Origin of the sequence: Enterobacter cloacae complex sp. 402C9 (assembly GCF_050030745.1) — a bacterium.
In the GTDB taxonomy this organism is placed as follows: Bacteria; Pseudomonadota; Gammaproteobacteria; order Enterobacterales; family Enterobacteriaceae; genus Enterobacter; species Enterobacter intestinihominis.
This window is the reverse complement of record NZ_JBLGUW010000001.1, coordinates 187,877-213,785: the sequence shown is the minus strand read 5'-3', so window position 1 is coordinate 213,785 and position 25,909 is coordinate 187,877. Positions and strand designations below refer to the sequence as shown.

Genomic DNA, 25,909 nt, shown 5'->3' with positions numbered 1-25,909 from the left:
TTTAAATCAACGGAGATTAGCATGAAGCCGTCCGTCATTTTGTACAAAGCACTGCCTGAAGATCTGCAAAAACGCCTGGAGGAACACTTTACCGTTACCCGGGTAAAGAACCTCAGCCCGCAAACCGTGGCACAGCACGCCGACGCGTTTGCCTGCGCCGAGGGCCTGCTGGGTTCAAGCGAAAAGGTGGATGCAGCGCTGCTGGAGAAAATGCCGAAGCTTCGTGCAACCTCGACCGTTTCTGTGGGCTACGACAATTTCGACGTGGATGCGCTTAACGCGCGCAACATCCTGCTGATGCACACGCCACATGCTCTGACGGAAACCGTCGCCGACACGCTGATGGCGCTGGTGCTCAGCACTGCTCGTCGCGTGGTGGAGGTGGCTGAGCGCGTGAAAGCGGGCGAATGGACGAAAAGCATTGGCCCGGACTGGTTCGGCGTGGACGTACATGGCAAAACGCTGGGGATTGTTGGGATGGGCCGTATCGGTCTGGCGCTGGCACAGCGCGCCCATTTCGGCTTCAACATGCCCATTCTGTATAATGCACGCCGTCATCACGCTGAAGCTGAAGAACGTTTCAACGCCCGTTACTGCGAGCTTGATACGTTGTTGCAGGAAGCCGACTTTGTCTGCCTGATCCTGCCGCTGACGGATGAAACGCGTCATCTCATCGGCAGGGCGGCGTTTGAAAAGATGAAGAAATCGGCCATTTTCATCAACGCGGGTCGTGGTCCGGTGGTCGATGAGAAGGCGCTGATTGAGGCACTGCAAAACGGTGAGATCCACGCCGCCGGTCTGGACGTGTTTGAACAGGAGCCACTGCCGGTGGATTCTCCGCTACTGAACATGCCAAACGTCGTCGCCCTGCCCCACATCGGCTCTGCAACTCACGAAACACGCTACAACATGGCGGCGACCGCCGTGGATAATCTGATTGCCGCGCTCGGCGGTAAAGTGGATAAGAACTGCGTTAACCCGCAGATACAACAGTAGAAACGAAAAAACCCGCCAGAAGGCGGGTTTTTGAATTTTGTGCTACTGGGTTGGAAGCTTACAGGCTTACAACGTTACCAGCTGCTGGGCCTTTAGCGCCGCTTTCGATGGTGAAGGAAACTTTCTGACCTTCATCCAGAGATTTGTAGCCATCGTTCTGGATAGCAGAGAAGTGTACGAACACGTCTTTAGAGCCATCGTCAGGAGTGATGAAGCCGAAACCTTTATCAGCGTTGAACCATTTTACCAGACCAGTCATTTTAGCAGACATAGAAATTACCTTATTAACAAATATATTGTGCCTTCCGGCTTGATGGATTGCGTTACAGATTTTTAAGCGATGAAGGAAGGGTCACTACGAAGGGTATCTATGGATAACAATCTGGACTGCTTTACTAAACTGCTTTAGGTCTGTGTAACAAACCGACGAAGATAGTTATACCGATATGGTAGAAGAATGACAAGCGTTATTTTCATCATGCATAAAAAAACCCCGCCGAAGCGGGGGTTTTTCTTATTCCGTTGCAGCGACCGCTGCGCTCCAGGCCTGGCTAAAGGCCTGATGCTGGGACGCCAGCGGCCCAATCAGCGTATTGTACTGACTCGCCTGCTGGGAGGTCGGGAACTGGATACCGTTAGAGACGAAGCTCACCTGCGTACCCTGCTCATTAATAAAGTCACCCACCTGAACCAGCTGCTGAGTAAAGACCTGCGCCGCCGGGATCAGTGGTTGCAAGGCGTTTGACGGCTTGGTCACGACTTTCTCATACACCTGGTCATAAACCGGCTTGAGATCCTCGTCCTGCTTCAACGCGGAGCGCGACGCATCAGCCTGCATTTTGGCATTTTGCAACTGCTGGCTCAGCACCCCAAGGGCGCCGTTGGACTGGCGCAGCGGTTCGCGCTGGGTCATATAATCCTGTGGAACGCGAATGGCATTGACGCTATCCACGACCGGGCGAATGCCCGAATCCATCGCCTGGCTTACCTGCTGTGAATAGCCATACAGAATGGCGTAATCCGACACGAATGGACCAAACTGTTTTTTCTGATCCGCAGTCAGCGTTGGTAAACGCTCGCCGCTACGCATCACTGTATTCTGTAAAAAATCGATAAACGCTTTGCGCTGATCGCCTTCTTTATCGAAACACCCACTCAGGCTAACAACCATCAACAACGCCGCAATAGGCGCAAACCAGCGAGAGCAGGACTTTCCTGTCGCCATTTTATTACTCCTTTCACCCAAAAAGCGCACACCGGCACACGCGTGCCCAACGCTGACAAGGATAGTCCAGGTCAGCCTTGCAAGATAGAGTTTTCATGCAAAACGGGTATTGCCGTTTTTGTACTGACTATTTACAAAAAAATACCTGTGCATCCCTACATATGATTAATCAGGTAATTAGCATAACTATCCATATAGCTGAAACGGGTAAAGCGATCGTTATCGCACAATTAATCACAACCGTGACGATCCTGTGTTTGGTTTAGGGACTATTCTTAACATGCTCTCTGATGTTCATGATCCCGATGTGTGATTTATGAGGAGTTCTCAATGGAATTAAAAGATCCTGAGTTTGAGCTGCTGAGCAGCCTGGAACAGATTATTTTTAAAGATGTACCGCCGACGGTTACCCTGAATCAAAAGTCCAATCCTTTTAGTGAATTTGAGCGTTTACGCAAAGGGTCGGGCCTGAAAACAGATGAATTCGCAAGAGCGATGGGTGTCAGCGTAGCGATGGTGCTGGAGTGGGAGTCAAAGCGTGAAAAACCTACCCCAGCCGAGCTAAAGCTGATGCGCCTGATACAGGCAAACCCTGACCTTCGCAAGCAGTTAGCCTGATAAAGTTTGTTTGCCCCCGCCCTTGCGGGGGCTTGTGTTTAGAGGCTTTCACATCGCCATCCCGACTCTTCCCACACCAGCTCATGCGTCAGCTTTAATCCTGCTAAAAACGCTTCATCGTGCGACACCACCAGAAGCGCGCCGGGATAATCGGCCAGGGCCGCTTCAATGGCCTGAACGGAAGCCAGATCGAGGTGGTTGGTCGGCTCATCCAGAAGCAACAGCTGCGTTGCCGCTTCACGCCACAATACGCAGGCCAGCGCGGCCTTCAGGCGCTCGCCGCCGCTTAGATCGGCCAGTGGAAGTGTCACTTTCTCCGCGCCCAGCTGAAGCTGCGCTAAACGGGTACGCAGCGCCCCCTCTTCGAGCGGTGTATTGCCCAGGCTAAGGTGTGTCATCACCGACTGCGACAGATCCAGCCGGGAAAGATGCTGATCGAGATAAGCACATCTGACGGAGACCTTACAAGTTCCCGTAACAGGGGCGGTTTCGCCCAACATCACTTTCAACAGCGTGGATTTCCCACAGCCGTTCGGCCCGCGTAGCGCCACGCGCATCGGGCCATCCATTCGCCAGTTTATCGGGGAGACAGGCACGTGCGGAAGCACCAGTTCTTCCAGCACCAGCACCTGTTTTCCTTCCGGGATTTCACTGCCCGGCAGGGTAAACATCACCGCGTTATCCTCTTCAACCCGCTCGCGTGCCTGGTTAACCGCAGCGTTCAGGGCATGATTTTGATCGCTATGCTGTTTTTTCCAGGAACCAATCCGCTCTTTCGCCGCCCCTTTGTATTTGACCCGTTCAAACGAGGCGATGTTAAGACTGTCGACCGTGCGAAGCGTTTTGGCCGAACGCCGCTGGCTGTCGTCATGCTCTTTATGCATACGGGCGCGGGTACGCTTGCGTTCGGTGGCAGCATGTTCCAGCGCGGCGCGGGCAGCCAGCTGCTCAGCATCACGCTGGGTTCAATAGTCAGCATAATTCCCGCCGTAGCTGCGCAAGCCCAACGCGCTCAGTTCAAGGATACGCGGTACCTGGGCCAGCAACTCACGGTCGTGAGAGGCCACCAGCACCCCGCCCTGATACCGGGAAAGCTGCTCGTAGAACCACACGCGGCCTTGCCTGTCGAGGTGGTTGGTCGGTTCGTCCAGCAGCAGGTAATCAGCATCCGCGGTGAATGCGCCGCACAGCAAGGCACGAATGCGCTCGCCGCCGCTCAGCTCTGCCGCGCGTTTGTTCGGCTCAAAAGCGGGAAGTTTTGCAGCGATAAAAGCCTGGCTTAGCCGTTCAGCCAGATCCCAGTAACCATCGAGCGTGTCGAGATCGTCGGGTTCATAATGACCGCCGTCGATGCGCGTGCGCGCCGCAAAGATCGCGTCGTAACCAAGCAGTCCGGCAAGAGTCGTATCCGCAGAAATATCCTGCTGCTGCGCCACATAGACGTGTGTACCAAAGCGCTCAATGTGACCGCTGGCGGGTTCATCAACCCCTGCCAGCAGACGCAGAAGGCGTGTTTTACCGCTGCCGTTGCGGCCAACCAGCGCACACACTGACGCATCCAGAGAAAGATTCAGTGGACCAAAAAGGATATCGCCCGTCGCAAACTGACAGGTGACCTGATGCAAAATAAAAGAGGGGGATTGCGCAAAATGAGCCATAAGCACTCCTGAATGAAATCAAAACATCCCCTGCCGACGCGATGCGTTGAGCAAGGATCGAAATTCATCAGTCGTGTTTGTTCATTTTTGGGGGGCGCTCCTGAGGGCGAAATTTAACGGGAACAAGAATAACGGCAATGCGCCGCCCATTTCAAGGTTAAATTTTCACCAGCGCTATTGCCCGAGCGTAAAAAACCCGCCGAAGCGGGTCTCACAATCAGATAAACGCAAACGCATCGCCAAACAGACGATCTTCCCGCGCGTCACGCTCGTTGCAGAACAGGTCGCGGGCAATTTTCGCCATTTCAAAGCGACCGGCAATGTAGATATCGTGCCCGGCCAGCGTTCCGTGATCCTGCAATACCGCAGTCAGCACCGTGCCGCTGCGCCCGCGCCAGCCCTCTTCCGGCTGCTCGACGACCGGCTCGATGCGCAGGTTTGGATGATTGACGCTCAGCGCTTCCAGCTCAGACAGATCGTAAAGGTGCTTCTCTTCACGGCCGCCCCAGTAGATGGTGATATCGCGATTTGGATTACGCGCCAGCGCCGTCAACAGAATAGAGCGGACATAGGAGAAGCCTGTACCACCGGCAATCAGGATCAGCGGACGGTCTTCGTCTTCACGCAGCCAGGCCTCGCCATGAGGAATATCGACCACGATTTCACGCTCTTTCAGGATGCGATCCATCACGGCCATCGCGTACAGGTTAAGCTCAGACGCACCAATATGCAGCTCAATAAATTCCTTCTCTGCTGGCGTTGAGGCCATAGAGAAAGGACGCTTATCACGCTCGTCCATCACGACCATCAGGTACTGACCGGCACGGAATGAGAATGCCGCTTCAGGAACCAAACGGACGCGATATACGGTGTCGGTAATAGCATCTACCGACGTCACTTTACAGCTTAAGGTTGTCATTCGCTCTCTCTGTCGGGAAGTCTATAGGGCTAAACGGTCTTATTCTGCCTTACCGTTATTCATTATGGCCAGCTCGTCCCAGATCGCGTCAATTCGCGCGGTCACGGCAGGATCTTTTTCAATCGGGCGACCCCATTCACGGTCGGTTTCGCCAGGCCATTTGTTCGTGGCATCCAGTCCCATTTTTGAACCAAGGCCGGAAACCGGCGAGGCAAAGTCCAGATAATCAATCGGCGTGTTTTCCACTAACACCGTATCACGCGCCGGATCCATACGCGTGGTGATGGCCCAGATGACGTCATTCCAGTCGCGGGCATTGACGTCATCATCGCAGACAATCACAAACTTGGTATACATAAACTGGCGCAGGAAAGACCATACGCCCATCATCACGCGCTTAGCGTGACCGGCATACTGCTTCTTCATCGTCACCACCGCCAGGCGATACGAACACCCTTCCGGCGGCAGATAAAAATCAACAATTTCCGGGAACTGCTTTTGCAGGATCGGCACGAACACTTCGTTCAGCGCCACGCCAAGTACCGCCGGTTCATCCGGTGGGCGGCCGGTGTAGGTAGAGTGATAAATGGCATCTTCACGCTGGGTAATGTGCGTGACGGTGAATACCGGGAAGTTATCCACTTCGTTGTAATAGCCGGTGTGGTCGCCGTACGGCCCTTCGGGCGCCAGCTCGCCCTGTTCAATGTAACCTTCCAGCACGATCTCTGCGCTGGCTGGCACTTCCAGGTCATTGGAGATGCACTTCACCACTTCGGTTTTGGTACCGCGCAGCAGCCCTGCAAAGGCATATTCCGACAGCGTATCAGGAACAGGCGTCACCGCGCCCAGAATGGTTGCCGGATCGGCACCCAGCGCGACGGAAACCGGGAAGCGTTCGCCCGGATGGGCCGCGCACCACTCCTGGAAATCCAGCGCGCCACCGCGGTGGGATAACCAGCGCATGATGAGCTTGTTTTTGCCAATCAACTGCTGGCGGTAAATGCCGAGGTTTTGACGCTCTTTATGCGGCCCACGCGTCACGGTGAGGCCCCAGGTAATCAGCGGTGCGGCATCTTCAGGCCAGCACTGCATGATAGGAATTTTGGTCAGATCAACCGCATCGCCTTCCAGCACTTTTTGCTGGCATGGCGCGCCGCGCAGGCGTTTGGTGGGCATATTCAACACCTGCTTAAACTGCGGCAGCTTGTCGAACAGGTCGCGGAACCCTTTTGGCGGCTCCGGCTCTTTCAGAAAGGCCAGCAGTTTGCCCACTTCACGTAACGCCGTGACATCTTCCTGCCCCATGCCCATCGCCACGCGGCGAGGTGTGCCAAACAGGTTGCACAGTACCGGCATAGCGTAGCCTTTTGGGTTTTCAAACAGCAACGCCGGGCCGCCCGCGCGCAGGGTGCGGTCAGCGATTTCTGTCATTTCCAGATACGGATCAACAGGAAGCGTAATGCGTTTGAGTTCGCCCTGCTTTTCCAGCAGCGCCAGGAAGTCGCGTAGATCGTGGTATTTCATGCAGTTAATCATGGCCTCTCTGTAAGCGCTTCATTATACGGCGTAAAACCGCGTGATGCTGTAATTTTGTTAAATTAGCGTGAACTTCCACGACTTACTCTCTTTTTCGCCATTATAATCACCTTAGCGATCCCGCCAGGGTTTTGGTATGCTTGCGCCCCGAACAATGGGAAGAGTGATTATGCAGGCCTGGTATTTACTGTATTGCAAACGCGGGCAACTTCAGCGCGCACAGGAACATCTTGAACGTCAGTCTGTTAACTGCCTGACGCCCGTGATCACGCTTGAAAAAATGCAGCGTGGAAAACGCACGACCGTCAGTGAGCCTCTGTTCCCGAACTATCTGTTCGTTGAGTTCGACCCCGAAGTGATCCACACCACGACGATCAGCGCCACGCGCGGCGTCAGCCATTTTGTGCGTTTTGGCGCCCATCCGGCAAGAGTACCGTCATCGGTTATTCATCAGCTCTCTGTCTACCAGCAGCCTGAAGATATTACCGATCCGGAAACCCCTTATGCCGGGGACAGCGTGGTGATCACCGAAGGCGCTTTTGAAGGGTTACAGGCCATCTTCGCTGAACCAGACGGTGAAGCGCGTTCTATGCTGCTGCTCAACCTGCTGAACAAAGAGGTGTTGCAGAGCGTTAAAAACACCGATTTCCGCAAAGTTTAAAACTGCACGCCGAACAGACGACGCACGTTGTCATCGGTTTGGGCTGCCAGCCACTGCGCATCTTCCCCGCGCCAGTACGCCACTCGCTCAGCAATGTGTCCCAGATAAGCCGGTTCGTTACGTCGTGATGCCGGTTTGGGCTGCATATCCCGGGGCAACAGATACGGCGCATCCGTTTCCAGCAACAAACGATCGGCCGGGATTACGGATAACAGCTCGCGCAGCTCTAGCCCACGACGCTCATCGCACACCCAGCCCGTGATACCCAAGTAAAGCCCGCGGTTCAGGCAATCCAGCGCTTCCTGACGGGAGCCCGTAAAGCAGTGCAACACCGCGCCTGGCAGTTTCTCCAGCCAGGGGTCCAGTAGCGCCAGAAAACGTTCATGCGCATCGCGACAGTGCATAAACACCGGCATCCCCAGCTCTGCAGCCAGCGCGAGCTGGGCGGTAAATGCCTTCTCCTGCTCTTCAGGCGTCGAGAAGTTACGGTTGAAATCAAGCCCGCATTCGCCAATGGCAACCACTTCTGGCGTAGCCGCCAGACGATGAAGCGCCTCAGCGCTTTCCTGCGTCCACTGGCTGCTGTCATGAGGATGCACGCCTGCAGTGGACCAGCAGTGTTGATAGCGTTGCGCCAGCTGCCGTGCCTGCTCACTCTCATGCAGATTTGTTCCCGTCAGTAACAGCCCGTTCACGCCGGCGGCAAAGGCGCGCGCCACCACCTCATCGCGGTCTTTCGCAAACTGGGCGCTGGTCAGGTTAAGCCCGATATCAAACATACGTATCCCCATATGACAACCGCCCTGACGGGCGGTTGGTTTTATTCTTTAGTAGTCTCTTCAGACGGCTCGTCTTCTTCGTCCCGGGTACGCCCCTTTCCGACGTAGAAACGAGCGAAGAATACGCCGACTTCAAACAGGCAGTACATGGGTATCGCCAGTAAGGTTTGCGAGAAGACGTCCGGTGGCGTTAACAGCATACCTACGACAAATGCCCCCACCAGGATGTACGGGCGCTTCTTACGTAGATCGTCAGGCGTGGTCACCCCCACCCAGCAGAGCAGGACAATCGCGACGGGCACCTCGAAGGCGACACCAAACGCCATAAACAGCGCCATCACGAAGCTGAGGTAGCTGGCGATGTCCGTCGACACCTGTACCCCTTCCGGCGCGGTATGCGTCAGGAAGCCGAAGGCCAGCGGGAAGACAACGAAGTAGGCGAACGCCATACCGATATAAAACAGCAGCGAACTGGACACCAGCAGCGGAATAACCAGCTTGCGTTCATGCCTGTACAGCGCGGGTGCCACAAATGCCCAGACCTGATACAAAATGACCGGCGCAGAGGCAATCAACGACACCCAGAAGGTCAGCTTGATCGGGGTAAAGAACGGCGAGGCAACGTCCGTTGCAATCATCGTTGCGCCCAGCGGCATCTGCTTAATCAGCGGTGCGGAAACCACCTGATAGATATCGTTGGCAAAATAGACCAGACATAAAAAAATGAGGAAAACCGCAATAATGCAGTTTAACAGACGCTTACGCAGCTCAATGAGGTGCGTAATCAGCGGTTGAGTATCATCTACTGCCATGTTTACGCTTTATCACTCGACGAGGGGGATGATTCGGAAACGGGCGCGGCGGGTTTTACCTCAGCCGTTTTGACCACGGGCTCTTCCGGCGGCACCTGCTTTTTCACTTCGGGCTCCTGCGGCGATTGCTCTGGCGAAGCAGCCTGATGTTCCGCGCTGGAAGGCGTCACACCCTCGCGCTGCTCTTCGCTGCCCTTCACCACCGGATTATGGATGGTGTTTGCTTCATCACTCGCCTTCTCAGGATCGTTAACGCTGTATGAGCGCTTCATGGATTCAGCCGCTTCGCGCAACTCATCCATGGATGCTTTCAGCTCCGGCGTCAGGTTGTCCATGCTCGCCTTTTCAACCTTTTTCAGGCTGTCCTGAAATTCCTGAAGCTTCAGTTCCTGCGCCAGCTCGTTCTGCACGGTCGTTGCCAGCGAACGGAGCGCACGCACCCAGCCCACGACAGTTTTTACCGCAACGGGTAAACGCTGCGGCCCCAGCACAATCAAACCAATCACAAAGACCAGCAGTAACTCACCAAAACCAATGTCGAACACGAATTACACCTGCTCTTTATCGTGACGTTTGGCCTCTTCCTTTTTGGCTTCGTCCTGCTTATCGGCGATAGATTTAGCGGTAAAATCAGCGTCCTGACCGCTTTTTTCCTGCTTATTCTCATCATCGCTCATGGCTTTCTTGAAGCCTTTGATTGACGCGCCCAGGTCGGAACCAATTGATCCGAGTTTTTTCGTGCCGAACAGCAGCACAACAATGACGGCAATGATCACTAACTGCCAGATACTGATACCACCCATGCGTGTTCCCCAGTGATAGATGATTAATTAGTCAGATCGCATTATACGTATGCAATCCCTCGATAGCGACGCTAATTCAGCGTGTTTTTTGCCAGCCAGCAAGCCAGACAACCACACCGGCAGCCATAATCCAGGCTGGCATCATTTCCCAGTCCGGACGATTGATCAACAGCAACGTGCCGCTTATCAGCAGCGTCGCGCCAATTCCGAAGAGATAGCGGGACTGCCCCTGACGCACGCGACTGGATTGAAGCTCGTGCGCGATTTTATCCATGCTGTGCTGAAGGTTCTTGCTCTGACGCAAACTGTCGTAAACCAGTTCAGGAATTTCTGGCATTTTTTCAATCCAGAACGGGCCTTTCTCTTTAAGCGAGCGAACCAGGGCTGGAATACCGACCTGATCCTTAATCCAGGATTCGAGGAACGGTTTCGCGGTTTTCCACAAGTCTAACTGAGGATAGAGCTGGCGGCCTACGCCCTCAACGTAAAGTAATGTTTTCTGAAGTAAAACTAATTGTGGCTGCACTTCCATATTAAAACGACGTGCGGTGTTGAACAGGTTGAGCAGAACATGCCCGAAAGAGATCTCTGAGAGCGGCTTTTCAAAAATTGGCTCACAGACGGTACGGATCGCAAATTCAAACTCTTCCACGTTGGTATCTGGCGGAACCCAGCCTGAATCCACGTGCAGTTCGGCCACCTTACGGTAGTCGCGATTGAAGAAAGCGATAAAGTTCTCGGCGAGATAACGCTTATCCTCTTTATTCAGCGAGCCGACAATACCGCAGTCGATGCCGATGTATTTCGGGTCTTCCGGGTGCTCATAGCTGACGAAAATGTTGCCCGGATGCATGTCAGCATGGAAGAAGCTATCGCGGAAAACCTGAGTAAAGAAGACCTGCACGCCGCGCTCGGCCAGCAGCTTCATGTTGGTGCCCTGTTTTTCCAGCGCTACCACGTCCGAGACCGGGATGCCGTAGATACGTTCCATCACCATCATGTTCTGACTGCAATAGTCAGAATAAACTTCAGGAACATACAGCATCGGGCTGTCTTCAAAGTTTCGACGCAGCTGAATGGCGTTCGCCGATTCACGCAGCAGGTTAAGTTCATCGATGAGCGTTTTTTCGTATTCCCGTACCACTTCCAGCGGACGCAGACGGCGGCCATCCGGCAACAGACGCGGCACCCAGCGAGCCAGGCGATAGATCAGCTTCATGTCCGCTCTGATAACCGGCAGGATATCAGGGCGAATCACCTTAATGACCACCTCTTTGCCATTCTCCTTCAGGCGCGCGGTGTGAACCTGCGCAATAGAGGCAGAGGCCAGAGGCTGAATGTCGAAATCATCAAACCAGGTCTCGATGGGGATATTGCCCATCGCTTCTTCGATTTGTTTCTTCGCTCTCTCTCCGTCAAACGGAGCGACGCGGTCCTGCAATAGCGCGAGCTGATCGGCAATCTGCGGCGGGAAAAGGTCGCGACGCGTTGAGAGCATCTGCCCAAACTTGATCCAGACCGGTCCCAGCTCCTGCAATGCAAGACGCAGGCGTGCGCCCAGCTCCTGATCCTTATGGCGATTCGGCATCCAGAACAGCGTGCGACGCCAAAGCCGAAGCGGCAGGGTGATACGCATTCTGGGGATAAGCTCGTCGAGCCCGTAGCTCAAAAAGGTGCGAACGATAAAATAGAGGCGCCGAATTTCACCAGGCGTCATTTGCCCTCCAGTTTTTCAAGCCGTTTGGTTAACGCATCAACTGCGCGCTCAACTGCCGCGGTCTCTTCTGCAAACCAGGCGACTTCTAAAGGCCCAGGCGCCATACGCCACTCTTCGGTCAGCACCTCGGCAGCATAGCGCTGTTGACGGAGCAGGCCTTTACGCAGGAAAGTGGAACCCGTGCGCAGCGTTTTGCTTATCCCTTCAGCCGCGATGTCGCCGATATAGGGCGCCAGCAGTTCCGCGGGGTCAAATTCAGCCTGATCGCTGAGTGCAACGAAGTTCTGTATCACCTGAATATCGCCCTCGACCTCCAGCTCACCGCTGCGAATAAGCGCCGTCATCTGCTGACGGTCACGCAGTTTTGGCAATACGCTCATGTGCGTAATCACCGAGCAGTCAGCCTCGCCTTCCCACTCCCCCAGAACGTCAAGCTGGCGTTCGCTGAAGACCAGCACAAGCGGCGTCGAGAACTCTTTTAAAACGATACGCAGCACCTTTCCGTTAAGCCGCTGACGTGCGGTTTTCAGCGCCGGGGCGCGATACAGAAAGGCATTCAGTACATTCTCGATGCCTGCGGTGACTAAGGGTTTAATGGGCACGGGAAACCTCCACTCAGAACTTGTAACCACGATGCAGCGCGACGACACCCGCCGTCATATTGAAGTATTCCACGTTTTCAAACTCCGCATCCTGCATCATCGCTTTCAGCGTGTCCTGATCCGGGTGCATTCGGATGGATTCGGCCAGATAACGGTAACTTTCTGCATCGTTTGCCACCAGCTCGCCGATGCGCGGCAGAACGTGGAAGGAATAGGCATCGTAAGCTTTGCTCAGCGGGTCGATAATCGGTTTAGAAAACTCAAGTACCAGCAGTCGGCCACCCGGCTTCAGCACGCGGTACATAGAGCGCAGCGCTTTATCTTTATCGGTCACGTTACGCAGGCCGAAGGAGATGGTGATGCAGTCGAACGTATTGTCCGGGAACGGCAGCGCTTCGGCGTTGGCCTGAACATATTCAACGTTGCCTACCACGCCGATGTTACGCAGCTTTTCGCGTCCCATTTTCAGCATGGAGTCGTTGATATCTGCCAGCACCACGCGACCAGTTTCGCCAACCAGACGGGAGAATTTAGCGGTCAGATCCCCTGTGCCGCCGGCTAAATCCAGGACCTTTTGTCCACGGCGCACGCCGCTGCAATCAATAGTGAAGCGCTTCCACAAGCGATGAATGCCAAACGACATCAAATCATTCATCACATCGTACTTCGCCGCCACGGAATGAAATACGTGGGCCACCATGTCAGCTTTCTGCGCTTTGGCGACAGTCTGAAAGCCAAAGTGCGTTGTGTCTTGTGAATCGTCAACCATCTCAGAGCCTGCTAATCAGTCAAATGTTCGTGAAGTGTAACAGATTGGGCGCATTTGCCCTACGTTTCAACCACCGCGAAAGAAACGCGCCGACTGCGCTTCGGGGGATAAACTCGCCGCTAACCCATTGTCTTCATTGCGGCTATTTTGCTCACCGTCGCCTTCACGCAGACGAAACTCTTCGTCCTGAGCCGTAGCCTGCTCCACCAGTTCCGGATTAATCTCGCGTTTAACTTCCACCCCCAGGCTGCGAAACGCCTCCGCCTGCGCCAGCAAATTGCCGCGCCCGGAGGAGAGTTTTTTCATCGCCTGGCGGTAGTTATCCTGCGCGCGATCCAGGCTTTGCCCCACCGAGGACATATCGTCCACAAACAGCCGCATTTTGTCGTACAGCTTGCTGGCGCGATCGGCAATCTGCTGCGCGTTTCGGCTTTGGTGCTCATAACGCCACAGGTTGGCAATGGTACGTAACGCCACCAGCAGCGTGGTGGGGCTGACCAGCATAATGTTATTTTTCAGCGCTTCGGTGATCAGTTCGGGCTGTCTGTCGAGCGCCAGCAGGAAGGCTGGCTCAACCGGAATGAACATCAGCACATAATCCAGCGATCGCAGCCCCGGCAACTGTTGATAATCTTTTCTGCCCAGCAGACGGATATGGTTACGCACGGAGGCGATATGCTCCTGCAACGCTGTCTCGCGGGTATAGTCATCTTCCGCGTTGAAGTAGCGCTCATAGGCCACCAGCGTCATTTTGGCGTCGATAACCACATCTTTACCCTGCGGCAGACGAACAATGACATCCGGCTGCATTCGCGAGCGCGCATCGTTTTCAATGCTGACCTGCGTTTCGTATTCGTATCCTTCACGCAGGCCAGAGGCCTCCAGCACGCGCGTCATGACCACTTCGCCCCAGTTTCCCTGCGCTTTGTTATCACCTTTCAGTGCGCGCGTCAGGTTAACCGCCTCCTGAGCCATCTGCGCATTCAGCTGCTGGAGATTACGGATCTCATGCGCCAGCGTGTGGCGCTCGCGAGCCTCCTGACCAAAGCTGTCCTGCACCTGACGGCGAAAGCCGTCCAGCTGTTCACGCAGCGGCGTCAGCAGGCTGTTCAGGCTCTGGCGGTTCTGCTCATCCACGCGGCGATTGCTGTGCTCAAAAATGCGGTTCGCAAGGTTCTCAAACTGCTCGCTAAGACGCTGCTCGCTGTTGATCATCTGACGGATTTTGTCTTCGGCGTGCAGTTGGGTGGATTCAAGGCGGGTGGTCACTTCCCGGAGATCGGCCTCCAGCGAGGTGTTAATGTCGCGCAGATTGCGCAGTTCGTTATTGAGCAGTTCACACTCATCGCGCCAGTGGTCACACAGCGCAAGCTGTTGTTTCGTCGCGCTGAGTTCGGCGACGATCTCTTCGCGCTCTGCCAGCTGATCGGCTTTCTGCTGAGCATGTTGGTAGCCGCAAATGAGCCAGCCAATCCCCACGCTCACCAGCGCAACTACCGCATAAACCAGGATTGAGATATCCACAATGCCCCCTGCATCCACGTGTAACCCGCACAAAATAGAATTGTGCTGTATGAACGTCCAGTTTGAAAGGGTTTTCCTGCGAGGCGTTACGCAAAAAAGAAAGGCCGAGCATGTCGGCCTTTTAGCACTGAAGAGAGAATTAGATCAGACGGCGCGCCGCTTCAACCACGATTTTCACCGCATGGCTTTCAGTCTGCTTCATGGTTTCAGCGTTCGGGATCTCCTGCTGGGTACGGTTGACGATAACGCCCGCCACCATACCGGCACGCAGACCCTGGCTTGCGCACATGGTCAGCAGCGTCGCAGATTCCATTTCGTAGTTCATGACGCCCATCGACTGCCACTCTTCCATTGAGCCTTTGAAACGGCTCACCACGCGACCAGAGAAGGTGTCGTAACGCTCCTGGCCCGGGTAGAAGGTATCGGAAGAGGCAGTGACGCCCACGTGGGTGGTGGCGCCCACGGACTTCGCGGCTTCAACCAGCGCGGTGGTGCATTCGAAATCAGCCACTGCCGGGAATTCCATCGGTGCAAAGTGCAGGCTTGCCCCGTCCAGACGCACGGATGCGGTGGTAACCAGCACGTCGCCCACGTTGATGTGCGGCTGAATGGCGCCTGTGGTGCCAATGCGCAGGAAAGTACGAATGCCCAGCTGTGCCAGCTCTTCAACGGCGATAGAGGTAGACGGGCCACCGATACCGGTAGAGCACACGATCACCGCTTTACCGTCCAGCTCTGCGCGCCAGGTGGTGAATTCGCGATGCGCTGCCAGCTTAACCGGCTTATCCATCAGCGCGGCGATCTTTTCCACACGCTCAGGATCGCCAGGGACGATAGCAAGCGTAGCCCCTTGTAAATCGTTTTTAGTGAGGCCGAGATGAAAAACATCAGACTTAGACATAGGTGACTCCTCTGTGGGTCGGTTTGTCAGAAGAAGTAAAACGGTACTTTACAGAAGCAATGTGCATTATTTCGTGACACACCTCACCATGAATGAAAATGATTGCAGTTAATTTCCATAAAATGGTGATTCACATCACATTAACAAGTTATATCGCCGGGTGCTGCACAAAAGATAGACGCTATAAGGCACTGTGGGTTGTTAACCTGGTGTCTATATTTATCTTTGCGCTAATCCATTCATTGGTACGGAGAATGCCATGACTGAAAAAATCGGTTTTGCACCTGCTGCGGCCCCGCATGCTTCAACCATCGTCTCAACCCCTGAAGAGGCCATTACCGCAGGCGAGACCTCCATTCCCTCCCAGGGAGAGAACATGCCAGCGTACCACGCGAGGCCAAAATCCGCCGATGGCCCGCTGCCCATCGTGATCGTGGTGCAGGAAATATTTGGCGTTCATGAACATATTCGCGACCTCTGCCGCCGTCTGGCGCTGGAGGGTTACCTGGCCGTTGCGCCGGAACTCTATTTCCGTCAGGGCGATCCGAATGATTACAGCGACATCCCGACGCTGTTCAGCAACCTGGTCAGCAAAGTGCCGGACGCGCAGGTGCTGGCCGATCTCGACCACGTTGCCAGCTGGGCAGCGCGCAACGGTGGCGATGCGCATCGTCTGATGGTGACTGGCTTCTGTTGGGGCGGACGCATTAGCTGGTTGTACGCCGCGCATAACCCGCAGCTAAAAGCGGCCGTGGCCTGGTACGGCAAGCTGGTGGGTGAAAAAACGCTGAATTCACCAAAGCAACCTGTTGATATTGCCACGGATTTAAATGCGCCTGTGTTGGGGCTCTATGGCGGTCAGGATACCGGGATCCCGCTTGATACGGTCGAGACCATGCGCCATGCGTTGCGCGCAGCAAACGCGAAGGCGGAAATTGTGGTGTATCCGGAAGCCGGGCACGCCTTTAATGCCGATTATCGTCCGAGCTATCACGCGGAATCGGCGAAAGATGGCTGGCAGCGGATGCTGACATGGTTTAGCCAGTACGGCGGGAAAAAAGCGTAAAAGCAAAAAGCCCGGTGGCGGCTACGCCTGACCGGGCCTACATTTCATCAAGCCTGACGCAAATTCTGCGCCGCCTGCACCATGTTCGCCAGCGCCGCGCGGGTTTCAGGCCAGCCACGGGTTTTCAGGCCGCAGTCCGGGTTTACCCACAGACGTTCCGCCGGGATGCGCTGGGCCGCTTTTTGCAGCAGCGATTCAATCCACTCCACGCTTGGCACATTCGGGGAGTGAATGTCGTACACGCCCGGCCCGATTTCGTTCGGGTAGTCGAACTCTTCGAACGACTCCAGCAGTTCCATGTCTGAACGCGAGGTCTCGATGGTGATCACATCGGCGTCGAGCGCGGCAATGGAGTCCATGATGTCGTTAAATTCGCAGTAACACATGTGGGTGTGGATCTGCGTATCGTCCTTCGCGACGGCCGCGTTGAGGCGGAACGCCTCCACGCCCCACTGTAAGTAAGCATCCCAGTCGCTGCGACGCAGCGGCAAACCTTCACGCAGCGCAGGTTCGTCGATCTGAATGATGCCAATCCCGGCCGCTTCCAGATCCGCAACTTCATCGCGCAGCGCCAGGGCGATCTGTTTGGCGATGGTTTCCCGGGTTACGTCTTCACGCGGGAACGACCAGCAGAGAATGGTCACCGGACCCGTCAGCATGCCTTTTACCGGTTTGTCGGTCAGAGACTGGGCATACTTCGCCCACTCCACGGTAATCGCTTCCGGGCGGCTGACGTCGCCGATTACCACCGGCGGCTTCACGCAGCGGGAGCCGTAGCTCTGCACCCAACCGTTCTGGGTAAAGACAAACCCGTCCAGGTGCTCACCGAAGTATTCCACCATGTCGTTACGCTCGGCTTCACCGTGCACCAGCACGTCCAGACCTAAACGTTCCTGCTCGATAATCGCCTGTTTGATGTGTTCCGCAATACCGGTGCGGTAGTGATTCGCATCCAGATTGCCCTTTTTGAAGTCCAGGCGCAGGCTGCGGATCTCGGTAGTCTGCGGGAAGGAGCCGATTGTCGTGGTCGGCCACGCGGGCAGGTTAAAGCGCGCACGCTGGGCTTCGGCGCGCACTTCATACGGGCTCTGGCGCTGGCTGTCCCGGGCGGTGATGGCCGCCAGACGTTTTTCCACTGCCGGGTTATGCACGCGCGTCGAGTGACGGCGCGCCTGGATCGGAGCGCTCCAGTCGCTAATCGCTGCCGTGTCGCCGCTGTTCAACGCGTCGCGCAGCAGAGCCAGCTCCTCACACTTTTGCAGGGCGAAGGCAAACCAGCTTTTCACCTCAGGGTCGAGTCGGGTCTCCACGCTCAGGTCAATCGGGCTATGCAGCAGGGAACAGGAAGAGGCCACCCACAATTCACGTTTACCGACTATGTCTTTAATTTGTGCATATTTCTCGGTGAGATCGGCACGCCAGACGTTACGACCATTCACCAGACCGGCAGAGAGCAGCCAGTCCACTGGCAGACGCTTGTGCAACTCTGCTACATCGTCTTTGCCGTGAACGAGGTCAACGTGCAGACCCTGAATCGGCAGCGCGGTAATGGTTTTCAGGTTGGGCGTGACGCCTTCGAAGTAGGTGGTCAGCAGCAGCTTCACCTGCCCGGTGAGTGCGTTATACGCCGGTTTGAAGGCGTCCAGCCACGCCTGCGGCAGCTCAAGCACCAGCGCCGGTTCATCGATTTGCACCCACTGAATGCCGCGTTTGCCCAGCTCAATCAGCACCTGCTTATAAACCGGCAGAATGTCGTTCAGCAGGCTGAGGCGGTCGAACTGTTCACCTTTCACTTTGCCCAGCCACAGGTAGGTTATCGGCCCCAGCAGCACGGGTTTCACCTTGTGACCCAGCGCCAGCGCTTCGTCCACTTCATCCAGAAGCTGGGTCCAGGTCAGTTTGAACTGCTGGCCTTTAACGAACTCCGGCACCATATAGTGATAGTTGGTGTTGAACCACTTGGTCATTTCCGCCGCTGCCGCTGGCTCACCCGTTGGCGCGCGGCCACGGCCGATGCGGAACAGGGTATCGATATCCACCGATCCATCGTTGTTCTGATGACGAGCCGGCACGTTGCCAAGCAGCAGGCTGGTGGTCAGAACATGGTCGTACCAGGCGAAATCGCCCACCGGCAGCAGGTCAATGCCCGCCTGTTTTTGCTGATCCCAGTGACGCGCGCGCAGCTCACGTCCCACCGCCAGCAGTTCTTCACGGGTGGCGTTACCTGCCCAGTAGCTTTCTTGCGCTTTTTTTAGCTCGCGACGCAGGCCAACGCGAGGGAAACCGAGAGTGTGAGTGCGGATTGTCATGGTATGCCCCTTGTGAAATTCGTTATTTAGACGTCCAGATGTTTACACATCTATAATTGGCAGGTACTGTATATTCCTCAAGCGCAAAATGTTCATGGCGAAGTGAAGGACTTTCATGATCGAGATAAAACACCTGAAAACGCTACAAGCGTTGCGGAACTGCGGTTCTCTTGCGGCGGCAGCGGCCACGCTGCACCAGACTCAGTCTGCCCTTTCTCACCAGTTCAGCGATCTGGAACAACGCCTCGGCTTTCGTCTTTTTGTGCGTAAGAGCCAGCCTTTGCGCTTTACGCCGCAGGGCGAAATTTTGCTTCAGCTGGCGAACCAGGTGCTGCCGCAGATTGCCAGCGCGTTGCAGTCCTGTAACGAGCCGCAGCAGACCACCCTGCGCATCGCCATTGAGTGTCACAGCTGTATTCAGTGGCTGACCCCAGCGCTTGAGAATTTCCGCCAGAAGTGGCCGCAGGTGGAGATGGACTTCAAGTCCGGCGTCACGTTTGATCCGCAGCCGTCGCTTCAGCAGGGTGAGCTGGATCTGGTGATGACCTCAGATATTCTGCCGCGCAGCGGTCTGCACTATTCGCCAATGTTTGATTTTGAGGTGCGTCTGGTGCTGGCCCCGGACCATCCGCTGGCCGCCAAAACGCGTATCACGCCGGAAGATCTGGCAACGGAGACGCTGCTGATTTATCCGGTACAGCGCAGTCGTCTGGATATCTGGCGCCATTTCCTGCAACCCGCAGGCATCAGCCCACAGCTGAAAAGCGTGGATAACACGCTGCTGTTAATTCAGATGGTGGCGGCCAGAATGGGAATTGCGGCGCTGCCGCACTGGGTGGTCGAGACGGTTGAACGCCAGGGTCTGGTGGTTACCAAAACCTTGGGTGAAGGACTGTGGAGCCGGCTGTACGCCGCCGTGCGCGACGGCGAGCAGCGTCAGCCGATTACGGAAGCGTTTATTCGCTCAGCGCGGAACCACGCGTGCGACCATCTTCCGTTTGTGCGGAGCGCGGAGCGACCCAGCGGCGATGTACCCACAGCGAAGCCAGGATCACCGTTCCCCCAATAAGGAAACTCGGCCAGTGCGGCTGTTCCTGCCAGATGGCGAGGTTCACCAGTAGCCCCGCCGGCACGTGCACGTTGTTCATGATCCCCAGCGTTCCGGCGTCTACCTGCGTCGCGCCGTAGTTCCACATAAAGTAGCCCAGCCCCGACGCCACCACGCCCAGCCAGACCAGAACGCTCCACTGCACGGTGGTGGTCGGCAGCTTTTGCGGGTTGCCGAGCATAAACCATGCCGCAATCGCGACAATCGCCGCGCCCATATAGAACCACGCAAACGCGTTATGCTGCGGCATCGGGCGGGTCTCCATCAGGCGTTTATAGCCCACCATCCCGATGGCGAAGCTGATATTGGCGAGCTGGACGAACATCAGCCCGGTCCAGAAGTGATCGCTCACCTTGTCATAGCGAATTATCGCCGCGCCAATGACTGCCAGCGCCGCGCTCAGCAGATATCCCCAGCGCAGGCGGCGCCTGCTGAGCAGGTCGTAAATCAGCGTGATATAGAGCGGCGTGAGCACGGTAAAGAGCAGAAATTCCGAGACGGAGAGGTAGACGTAAGCCCGGAAGCTGAACAGGTACATGATGCCGAGCTGCATCGCGCCCACCAGCATATACAGCAGAATGGTTTTCAGCGATTGCCCGCGGGTACGCAGGAACGGCAGGAACACCAGCGCCGCCAGCCCCACACGCATCAGCACCGAAAAGTAGCTGTCGACCGATCCGGCAAGGTATTCGCCAATCAGGCTAAAGGAGAAGGTCCACAGGATAGTGGTGATAATGAGTAGCGCCACAATGCTTGTCTCTCAGAAAGAAGGAGAGGCATTGTAGCGAACTCTTTAGTTGACATCTGAACAATAAATAATCAAATGAAGATTATTCAAGGAACAGTTTGCGCAAATACTTAGGTACCGCGTTGTCTGCGTTGGTGCCAATCACTTCCAGCTCCGGGTGCAGATCTTTCAGGCGCTGGTGCGCGTTCTGCATGATGCAGCCTTTGCCCGCCATGGAGAGCATCTCGGCATCGTTCATGCCATCGCCGAACGCGATGCAGTCTTTCAGATCAAAGCCCAGACGCTTCGCGACCGCTTCCAGCGCGTGACCTTTGGACACCCCGCCCGCCATCACTTCCAGACAAGTCAGCGTGGAGAAGCTCACGTTCACGCGGTCTCCCCAGCGGGCGTTGATCGCCTGCTCCAGCGGAAGCAGCGCTTCGTGACTTTCGCAGGTAAAGAACACCTTGCTGATCCCTTCAGGATCCAGCAAACCCGGTTCATACAGGGAGTAGTTGAAGACGGCTTCCTTGAAGAAACGCATTTCGTCCGGGCGATGACGGTTCATAAACCACTCGTCGTCGCGATAAACGTTAGTGACGATATCCGGGTTGTTATGCACAATGCCGAACAAATCAGTGGCGATGTCGCGATCGAGATTGTGGGTAAAAATCAGGTTGCCGTCCGTGTCGTGTACGCGCGCACCGTTGGAGGTGATCATGTACGACTTGATCTCCAGGTTATCGCGGATCTGCCCCACGTCCACGTGGTGTCGGCCGGTGGCGAACACAAAGTTCACGCCGCGGGCAGTCAGGAGTTTTAAGGTCTCTTTCGCATAAGGCGACAGGGTGTGGTCGGGGGAAAGCAGCGTGCCATCTAAATCAGATGCAACAACCTGGTACATAGGGATTTCAACCTCTGGTGGAAAACAATAATCAGTTATGCCTGTTGAAAAATTCAACAATGGCGTTGAGCGCGACTGAGCGCATAGCGTCCTTTTCAAAAAGGATCTCATGGTACGCACCGTTGATGACCAGCGGTTTACCCCCTTCACAGGGATGGCCCGCCGCGGCGCGAAGTTCACAATAGCGGTCATGCATGCGGTTATCCACCACACGCTCTTCTTCCGCCTGGATCAGAAGCGTCGGCGTGTCATCATCGCCTACGCCCGCCAGCACCTGCTCACCGGCATGAATACCTTCCCGCACCCAGTGCCAGGTGGGGCCGCCGACCCGCAGACGCGGTTCATCGGCATAAAAACGCAGGTTGCGGCGATAACGCTGCCGACTGTGGGTTAACACGTTGATGGCAAACGGCAACGCCCGCCAGCGTCCTGTTCCGATGGCATAGCCTTCACGAATGCGCTGATGGCCCTCAGCCCAGTCGAGAAGATGGCGCACCATCCAGTCAGGAAAACGTATCACAATGCCGTACATCGGCGCGGTCAGCGCAATGGCGTCGCACTGGTGCTTATGGCGCTGCAAAAACAACGTCGAGATCGCGCCCCCCATGGAGTGGGCAAGAATATAACGCTTGCGCCACGGTCCGGGCTGCACTTCCTGCTGCCAGAACGCGGCCAGATCGTCGACGTAATCGCTGAAGTTATCCACGTGGCCGCGATGGGTATCCGGCAGCATCCGGCCGGAAAGCCCCTGCCCGCGATGGTCGATAATTAACACATCAAAGCCCAGATGGAACAGGTCATACGCCAGCTCGGCATATTTGATATAGCTTTCGATGCGCCCGGGGCAAACCACAATCACCCGGTCATTTTTTTCATCATGGAAACGAACGAAGCGTACCGGGATATCCCCGACGCCCATAAACTCATCTTCCTCACGCTGGCGCCAGAAATCGGTCAGCGGCCCCATGGAGAAAGCAGCAAATGCGTTTTCTCGTGTTTCCCAGTCCTTTTTCTGCTGAAACATTGGGTTTCCACCCCCCGTAATTCAGGGAATATCGTTTTTTTCGTCACCGGTCACAAAATGACTCAACAATAGCGTATTGTGGCATAAAAACAGACGATCCGGGAGTTTCAAATGACCTTCGAGTGGTGGTTCGCTTACCTGCTGACATCCATCATCCTCAGCCTTTCACCTGGCTCGGGCGCAATCAACACCATGACCACCTCCATTAATCACGGCTATCGCGGCGCGGCGGCGTCAATTGCCGGTTTACAGACAGGGCTTGGCATTCACATTGTGCTGGTGGGGATTGGTCTGGGCACGCTGTTCTCCCGTTCGGTACTGGCCTTCGAGGTGCTGAAATGGGCTGGCGCAGCGTATCTTATCTGGCTGGGCATTCAGCAGTGGCGCGCCGCAGGCTCGATTGATCTGCATACGCTCTCCCGGACGCAAACACGCGGCCACCTGTTTAAGCGCGCGGTATTCGTTAACCTGACCAACCCGAAAAGCATTGTGTTCCTCGCCGCCCTGTTCCCGCAGTTTATCGTGCCGCATCAGCCCCAGGTGATGCAGTACGTGGTGCTGGGCGCGACCACCATTATTGTCGATATCATTGTGATGATTGGTTACGCGACGCTGGCGCAGCGAATTGCGGCGTGGATCAAAGGGCCTAAGCAGATGAAGGCCCTGAACAAAGTCTTTGGTTCGCTGTTTATGCTGGTTGGCGCGCTGCTTGCGTCAGCGCGTCATGCTTAGCGAGAAATGATGAGATGAATGCCGAAGCCGGCGAACAGTGCGCCGGCAAAGCCGTCGATCCACTTCGCGATGCGCTGGTAGCCGCGACGCATCGCCGGTAAAGCAAACAGGCTTGCCACAACGGTAAACCAGGCGAACGTCTCAACAACGATTAGCAGGAAGATCCCCCAGCGCGCGCCCGCACCGACGTTATCCCCCACAAACAGCGAGAACACAGAGCCGAAGTAAATAATCGCTTTCGGGTTCGCCAGGTTAGTCAGCAGCCCTTTCACAAAGCTACGGCCGCCCGTTGCCAGCTCAACCTTTGGCTCTTCCGGCTTTTTCTCTTCTTTCTTCAGCGCCCCGCGCAGCATCTGGTAGCCCATCCAGCACAGGTACAGACCGCCGCCAACCATGATGATGTTATGCAGCCACGCCATTTTCGCCAGGATCAGGTTCAGACCAAGCAGCGCAACCGCCGCCCAGACCATAACGCCCATGGTGATACCGAGCACACCCATCATCGCCTCTTTGCGGGAGCGGCTGACGGCCGTTTGTGACACGAAGAAGAAGTCAGGGCCAGGGCTCATCAGCGCAACGATGTGCACTAACGCCACGGTGAGAAATAGCATTAACATAATTAGCTCGCGGGGAAATAATGTAGTGATTCATCATCCTGGCACTTTTTCGCCCGGCTGACTACTCCTCATCATCACCATCAGCGTGGGAACGGATAAGCGCCATAAACTCTTTACCAAAGCGCTCCAGCTTGCGCGTGCCGACGCCGTTGACGCTGAGCATCTCGCTGGCGCTGAGTGGCATTTGCTCGGCCATCTCGATCAGCGTCGCGTCATTGAACACCACGTATGGCGGGATGTTCTCTTCATCGGCAATGGCTTTACGCAGCTTGCGCAGCTTGGCGAACAGCTTGCGATCGTAGTTGCCGCCGTAGGATTTTTGCATCACGCGCGGCTTGAGGGCGACGACGCGCGGAACGGCGAGCTTCAGTTCAACCTCACCGCGCAGGACCGGTCGCGCCGCTTCGGTAAGCTGAAGCGCAGAGTGCTGAGCAATATTTTGCGTGGCAAAGCCGAGATGGATCAGCTGGCGGATGATGCTTACCCAGTGCTCGTGGCTCTGGTCTTTCCCGATGCCGTAAACCGGCAGCTTGTCGTGCCCCATATCGCGGATACGCTGGTTGTTAGCCCCACGCAGCACTTCGACGACGTAGCCCATCCCAAAGCGCTGGTTCACGCGTCCGATAGTCGAGAGCGCTTTGCGCGCGTCCATCAGACCGTCGTACTGCTTCGGCGGGTCGAGGCAGATATCGCAGTTGCCGCACGGCGCCTGACGCCCTTCACCAAAGTAGTTGAGCAGCACCAGACGGCGGCAGGTTTGCGCTTCGGCGAAGGCACCCATCGCGTTAAGCTTGTGGCGTTCGATATCCTGCAACTGCCCCTGCGGTTTCTCCTCGAGACAGCGGCGCAGCCACGCCATATCCGCCGGATCGTAAAACAGCATCGCTTCCGCAGGCAGGCCATCACGCCCGGCGCGGCCGGTTTCCTGATAATAGGATTCGATATTGCGCGGGATATCAAAGTGCACCACAAAGCGCACGTTGGGCTTGTTGATCCCCATCCCGAACGCCACCGTTGCGACCACGATTTGCAGGTCGTCGCGCTGGAATTTTTCCTGTACGTCGGCGCGGATGTGGTTTTCTAACCCGGCATGGTATGCCGCCGCGCTAAAGCCGCGATTTTGCAGACGCGCAGCGGTGTCTTCCACCTTCGCGCGGCTGTTGCAGTAGATGATGCCGGACTTGCCGCGCTGCTCCTGCACGTAGCGCAGGAGCTGATCCAGCGGCTTGAATTTTTCCATCAGCATATAGCGGATGTTCGGCCGGTCGAAGCTGCTGACCTGAATATAGGGGTCTTTCAGCCCCAGCAGGCGAACGATGTCCTGACGCGTGGTGTCATCCGCCGTGGCGGTAAGCGCCATAAACGGCAGCTCAGGGAAGCGCTGACGCAGCTGGCCGAGGGCGGCATATTCCGGGCGGAAATCGTGCCCCCACTGGGAGATACAGTGCGCTTCATCCACCGCCAGCAGCACCGGGTTCCAGTGCGCCAGGTGATCGAGGAAGTTGTCCAGCATCAGGCGCTCTGGCGCGATATACAGCAGGCGGATCTGCCCGGTGCGGCACCCGGCCATCACCTCTTGCTGCTGCTCGCGGGTTTGCGTCGAGTTAAGACAGGCCGCCGCCACACCGTTGGCAAGCAGCTGGTCGACCTGGTCTTTCATCAGGGAAATAAGGGGGGAGACCACAACCGTCAGGCCATTAAGTACCAGCGCGGGCACCTGATAGCAGAGCGATTTTCCGCCGCCGGTCGGCATGACCACCAGGCAATCGCGGCCTTCCAGCACGGTTTCAATGATGGTTTCCTGGCCAGGACGGAACTGCTGGTAGCCAAAGGTTTCATGCAAAACCTGTTTAGCCAGCGATTCCTGATTCAATACTTCCGCCTGCGCCACGTTAACCCCAT

Annotated in this window: 25 protein-coding genes and 1 pseudogene; 6 read left to right on the top strand and 20 right to left on the bottom strand. The window is 56.0% G+C overall.

Annotation, left to right across the window (positions count from 1 at the left end; genetic code table 11):
• Positions 1–21: 21 nt before the first annotated feature.
• Complete coding sequence (gene ghrB, locus ACQG1K_RS01070; RefSeq protein WP_022646684.1) at positions 22–996, top strand: glyoxylate/hydroxypyruvate reductase GhrB; 975 nt, start codon at positions 22–24, stop codon at positions 994–996.
• A 58-nt stretch (positions 997–1,054) separates the two neighbouring features.
• On the opposite strand, the gene cspE is transcribed toward ghrB, so the two are convergent.
• Both cspE and ACQG1K_RS01060 read right to left on the bottom strand, forming a co-directional pair.
• Positions 1,055–1,267, bottom strand: coding sequence for a transcription antiterminator/RNA stability regulator CspE (gene cspE, locus ACQG1K_RS01065; protein ID WP_003860775.1), 213 nt, complete (start codon positions 1,265–1,267; stop codon positions 1,055–1,057).
• Between the two features lie 243 nt (positions 1,268–1,510).
• A complete protein-coding gene (locus tag ACQG1K_RS01060; RefSeq protein WP_023299059.1) occupies positions 1,511–2,221 on the bottom strand; it encodes a DUF3053 domain-containing protein in 711 nt (236 codons plus the stop codon).
• Between the two features lie 330 nt (positions 2,222–2,551).
• Here ACQG1K_RS01060 and ACQG1K_RS01055 point away from each other — a divergent pair, with 330 nt between their 5' ends.
• Positions 2,552–2,839 carry an HTH-type transcriptional regulator gene (locus ACQG1K_RS01055; protein WP_003860776.1) on the top strand — a complete coding sequence of 96 codons (288 nt, stop codon included), beginning with the start codon at positions 2,552–2,554 and terminating at the stop codon, positions 2,837–2,839.
• Positions 2,840–2,877: 38 nt separating this feature from the next.
• On the opposite strand, the pseudogene ACQG1K_RS01050 reads toward ACQG1K_RS01055, so the two are convergent.
• The 3 genes and pseudogenes from ACQG1K_RS01050 to ubiD form a co-directional block, all read right to left on the bottom strand.
• Positions 2,878–4,497, bottom strand: a pseudogene (locus ACQG1K_RS01050) (ABC-F family ATP-binding cassette domain-containing protein).
• A 217-nt stretch (positions 4,498–4,714) separates the two neighbouring features.
• The gene (gene fre, locus ACQG1K_RS01045) at positions 4,715–5,416 is read right to left on the bottom strand and encodes an NAD(P)H-flavin reductase (protein WP_003860778.1); all 702 of its coding nucleotides are present in this window, start codon (positions 5,414–5,416) and stop codon (positions 4,715–4,717) included.
• A gap of 39 nt (positions 5,417–5,455) precedes the next feature.
• Positions 5,456–6,949 (bottom strand): 4-hydroxy-3-polyprenylbenzoate decarboxylase, encoded by a 1,494-nt coding sequence (gene ubiD, locus ACQG1K_RS01040; protein ID WP_088581798.1) that lies wholly within the window; start codon positions 6,947–6,949, stop codon positions 5,456–5,458.
• A 172-nt stretch (positions 6,950–7,121) separates the two neighbouring features.
• On the opposite strand from ubiD, the gene rfaH reads away from it, so the two are divergent.
• Entirely contained in the window at positions 7,122–7,613 is a 492-nt protein-coding gene (gene rfaH / locus ACQG1K_RS01035; protein WP_032626529.1) for a transcription/translation regulatory transformer protein RfaH, read from the top strand.
• Here the strand turns inward: rfaH and tatD are convergent.
• The 9 genes from tatD to udp all read right to left on the bottom strand — a co-directional run bounded on the left by tatD (position 7,610) and on the right by udp (position 15,520).
• A complete protein-coding gene (tatD, locus tag ACQG1K_RS01030) occupies positions 7,610–8,392 on the bottom strand; it encodes a 3'-5' ssDNA/RNA exonuclease TatD (RefSeq protein ID WP_032626531.1) in 783 nt (260 codons plus the stop codon). The two genes, rfaH and tatD, sit on opposite strands and share 4 nt — an antisense overlap.
• 41 nt (positions 8,393–8,433) lie before the next feature.
• Entirely contained in the window at positions 8,434–9,204 is a 771-nt protein-coding gene (gene tatC / locus ACQG1K_RS01025; RefSeq protein ID WP_022646678.1) for a Sec-independent protein translocase subunit TatC, read from the bottom strand.
• A gap of 2 nt (positions 9,205–9,206) precedes the next feature.
• Positions 9,207–9,749 (bottom strand): Sec-independent protein translocase protein TatB, encoded by a 543-nt coding sequence (tatB, locus tag ACQG1K_RS01020; protein WP_022646677.1) that lies wholly within the window; start codon positions 9,747–9,749, stop codon positions 9,207–9,209.
• Positions 9,750–9,752: 3 nt separating this feature from the next.
• A complete protein-coding gene (tatA, locus tag ACQG1K_RS01015; protein WP_022646676.1) occupies positions 9,753–10,007 on the bottom strand; it encodes a Sec-independent protein translocase subunit TatA in 255 nt (84 codons plus the stop codon).
• 76 nt (positions 10,008–10,083) lie between these two features.
• A complete protein-coding gene (gene ubiB, locus ACQG1K_RS01010) occupies positions 10,084–11,724 on the bottom strand; it encodes a ubiquinone biosynthesis regulatory protein kinase UbiB (protein WP_022646675.1) in 1,641 nt (546 codons plus the stop codon).
• Positions 11,721–12,326, bottom strand: a complete 606-nt coding sequence (gene ubiJ / locus ACQG1K_RS01005; protein ID WP_426720969.1) for a ubiquinone biosynthesis protein UbiJ — start codon at positions 12,324–12,326, stop codon at positions 11,721–11,723. The genes ubiB and ubiJ overlap by 4 nt, the downstream gene beginning before the upstream one ends.
• A gap of 13 nt (positions 12,327–12,339) precedes the next feature.
• Positions 12,340–13,095, bottom strand: a complete 756-nt coding sequence (gene ubiE / locus ACQG1K_RS01000; protein WP_022646673.1) for a bifunctional demethylmenaquinone methyltransferase/2-methoxy-6-polyprenyl-1,4-benzoquinol methylase UbiE — start codon at positions 13,093–13,095, stop codon at positions 12,340–12,342.
• A gap of 66 nt (positions 13,096–13,161) precedes the next feature.
• Entirely contained in the window at positions 13,162–14,619 is a 1,458-nt protein-coding gene (gene rmuC / locus ACQG1K_RS00995) for a DNA recombination protein RmuC (RefSeq protein WP_046621691.1), read from the bottom strand.
• 139 nt (positions 14,620–14,758) lie between these two features.
• Positions 14,759–15,520: a uridine phosphorylase gene (gene udp, locus ACQG1K_RS00990; RefSeq protein ID WP_003860792.1), complete on the bottom strand. Its 762-nt coding sequence runs from the start codon at positions 15,518–15,520 to the stop codon at positions 14,759–14,761.
• Positions 15,521–15,779: 259 nt separating this feature from the next.
• On the opposite strand from udp, the gene ACQG1K_RS00985 reads away from it, so the two are divergent.
• Complete coding sequence (locus ACQG1K_RS00985; RefSeq protein WP_045621342.1) at positions 15,780–16,586, top strand: dienelactone hydrolase family protein; 807 nt, start codon at positions 15,780–15,782, stop codon at positions 16,584–16,586.
• A 47-nt stretch (positions 16,587–16,633) separates the two neighbouring features.
• Here ACQG1K_RS00985 and metE read toward each other — a convergent pair whose 3' ends face one another.
• A complete protein-coding gene (metE, locus tag ACQG1K_RS00980) occupies positions 16,634–18,895 on the bottom strand; it encodes a 5-methyltetrahydropteroyltriglutamate--homocysteine S-methyltransferase (protein WP_271075119.1) in 2,262 nt (753 codons plus the stop codon).
• A 115-nt stretch (positions 18,896–19,010) separates the two neighbouring features.
• Here metE and metR point away from each other — a divergent pair, with 115 nt between their 5' ends.
• Positions 19,011–19,964, top strand: a complete 954-nt coding sequence (gene metR, locus ACQG1K_RS00975; RefSeq protein ID WP_015570000.1) for an HTH-type transcriptional regulator MetR — start codon at positions 19,011–19,013, stop codon at positions 19,962–19,964.
• Here metR and ACQG1K_RS00970 read toward each other — a convergent pair.
• The 3 genes from ACQG1K_RS00970 to pldB form a co-directional block, all read right to left on the bottom strand.
• The gene (locus tag ACQG1K_RS00970; RefSeq protein ID WP_367075599.1) at positions 19,852–20,751 is read right to left on the bottom strand and encodes a carboxylate/amino acid/amine transporter; all 900 of its coding nucleotides are present in this window, start codon (positions 20,749–20,751) and stop codon (positions 19,852–19,854) included. The two genes, metR and ACQG1K_RS00970, sit on opposite strands and share 113 nt — an antisense overlap.
• An 82-nt stretch (positions 20,752–20,833) precedes the next feature.
• Positions 20,834–21,634 (bottom strand): sugar/pyridoxal phosphate phosphatase YigL, encoded by an 801-nt coding sequence (gene yigL, locus ACQG1K_RS00965; protein ID WP_023299050.1) that lies wholly within the window; start codon positions 21,632–21,634, stop codon positions 20,834–20,836.
• A 31-nt stretch (positions 21,635–21,665) separates the two neighbouring features.
• The gene (gene pldB / locus ACQG1K_RS00960; protein ID WP_022646668.1) at positions 21,666–22,658 is read right to left on the bottom strand and encodes a lysophospholipase L2; all 993 of its coding nucleotides are present in this window, start codon (positions 22,656–22,658) and stop codon (positions 21,666–21,668) included.
• A gap of 111 nt (positions 22,659–22,769) precedes the next feature.
• Here pldB and rhtB point away from each other — a divergent pair, with 111 nt between their 5' ends.
• The gene (gene rhtB, locus ACQG1K_RS00955; protein ID WP_006812363.1) at positions 22,770–23,390 is read left to right on the top strand and encodes a homoserine/homoserine lactone efflux protein; all 621 of its coding nucleotides are present in this window, start codon (positions 22,770–22,772) and stop codon (positions 23,388–23,390) included.
• Here the strand turns inward: rhtB and rhtC are convergent.
• Positions 23,387–24,007, bottom strand: a complete 621-nt coding sequence (rhtC, locus tag ACQG1K_RS00950) for a threonine export protein RhtC (RefSeq protein WP_006179256.1) — start codon at positions 24,005–24,007, stop codon at positions 23,387–23,389. The two genes, rhtB and rhtC, sit on opposite strands and share 4 nt — an antisense overlap.
• A gap of 61 nt (positions 24,008–24,068) precedes the next feature.
• Positions 24,069–25,898: an ATP-dependent DNA helicase RecQ gene (gene recQ / locus ACQG1K_RS00945; protein WP_032626543.1), complete on the bottom strand. Its 1,830-nt coding sequence runs from the start codon at positions 25,896–25,898 to the stop codon at positions 24,069–24,071.
• Positions 25,899–25,909 lie beyond the last annotated feature (11 nt).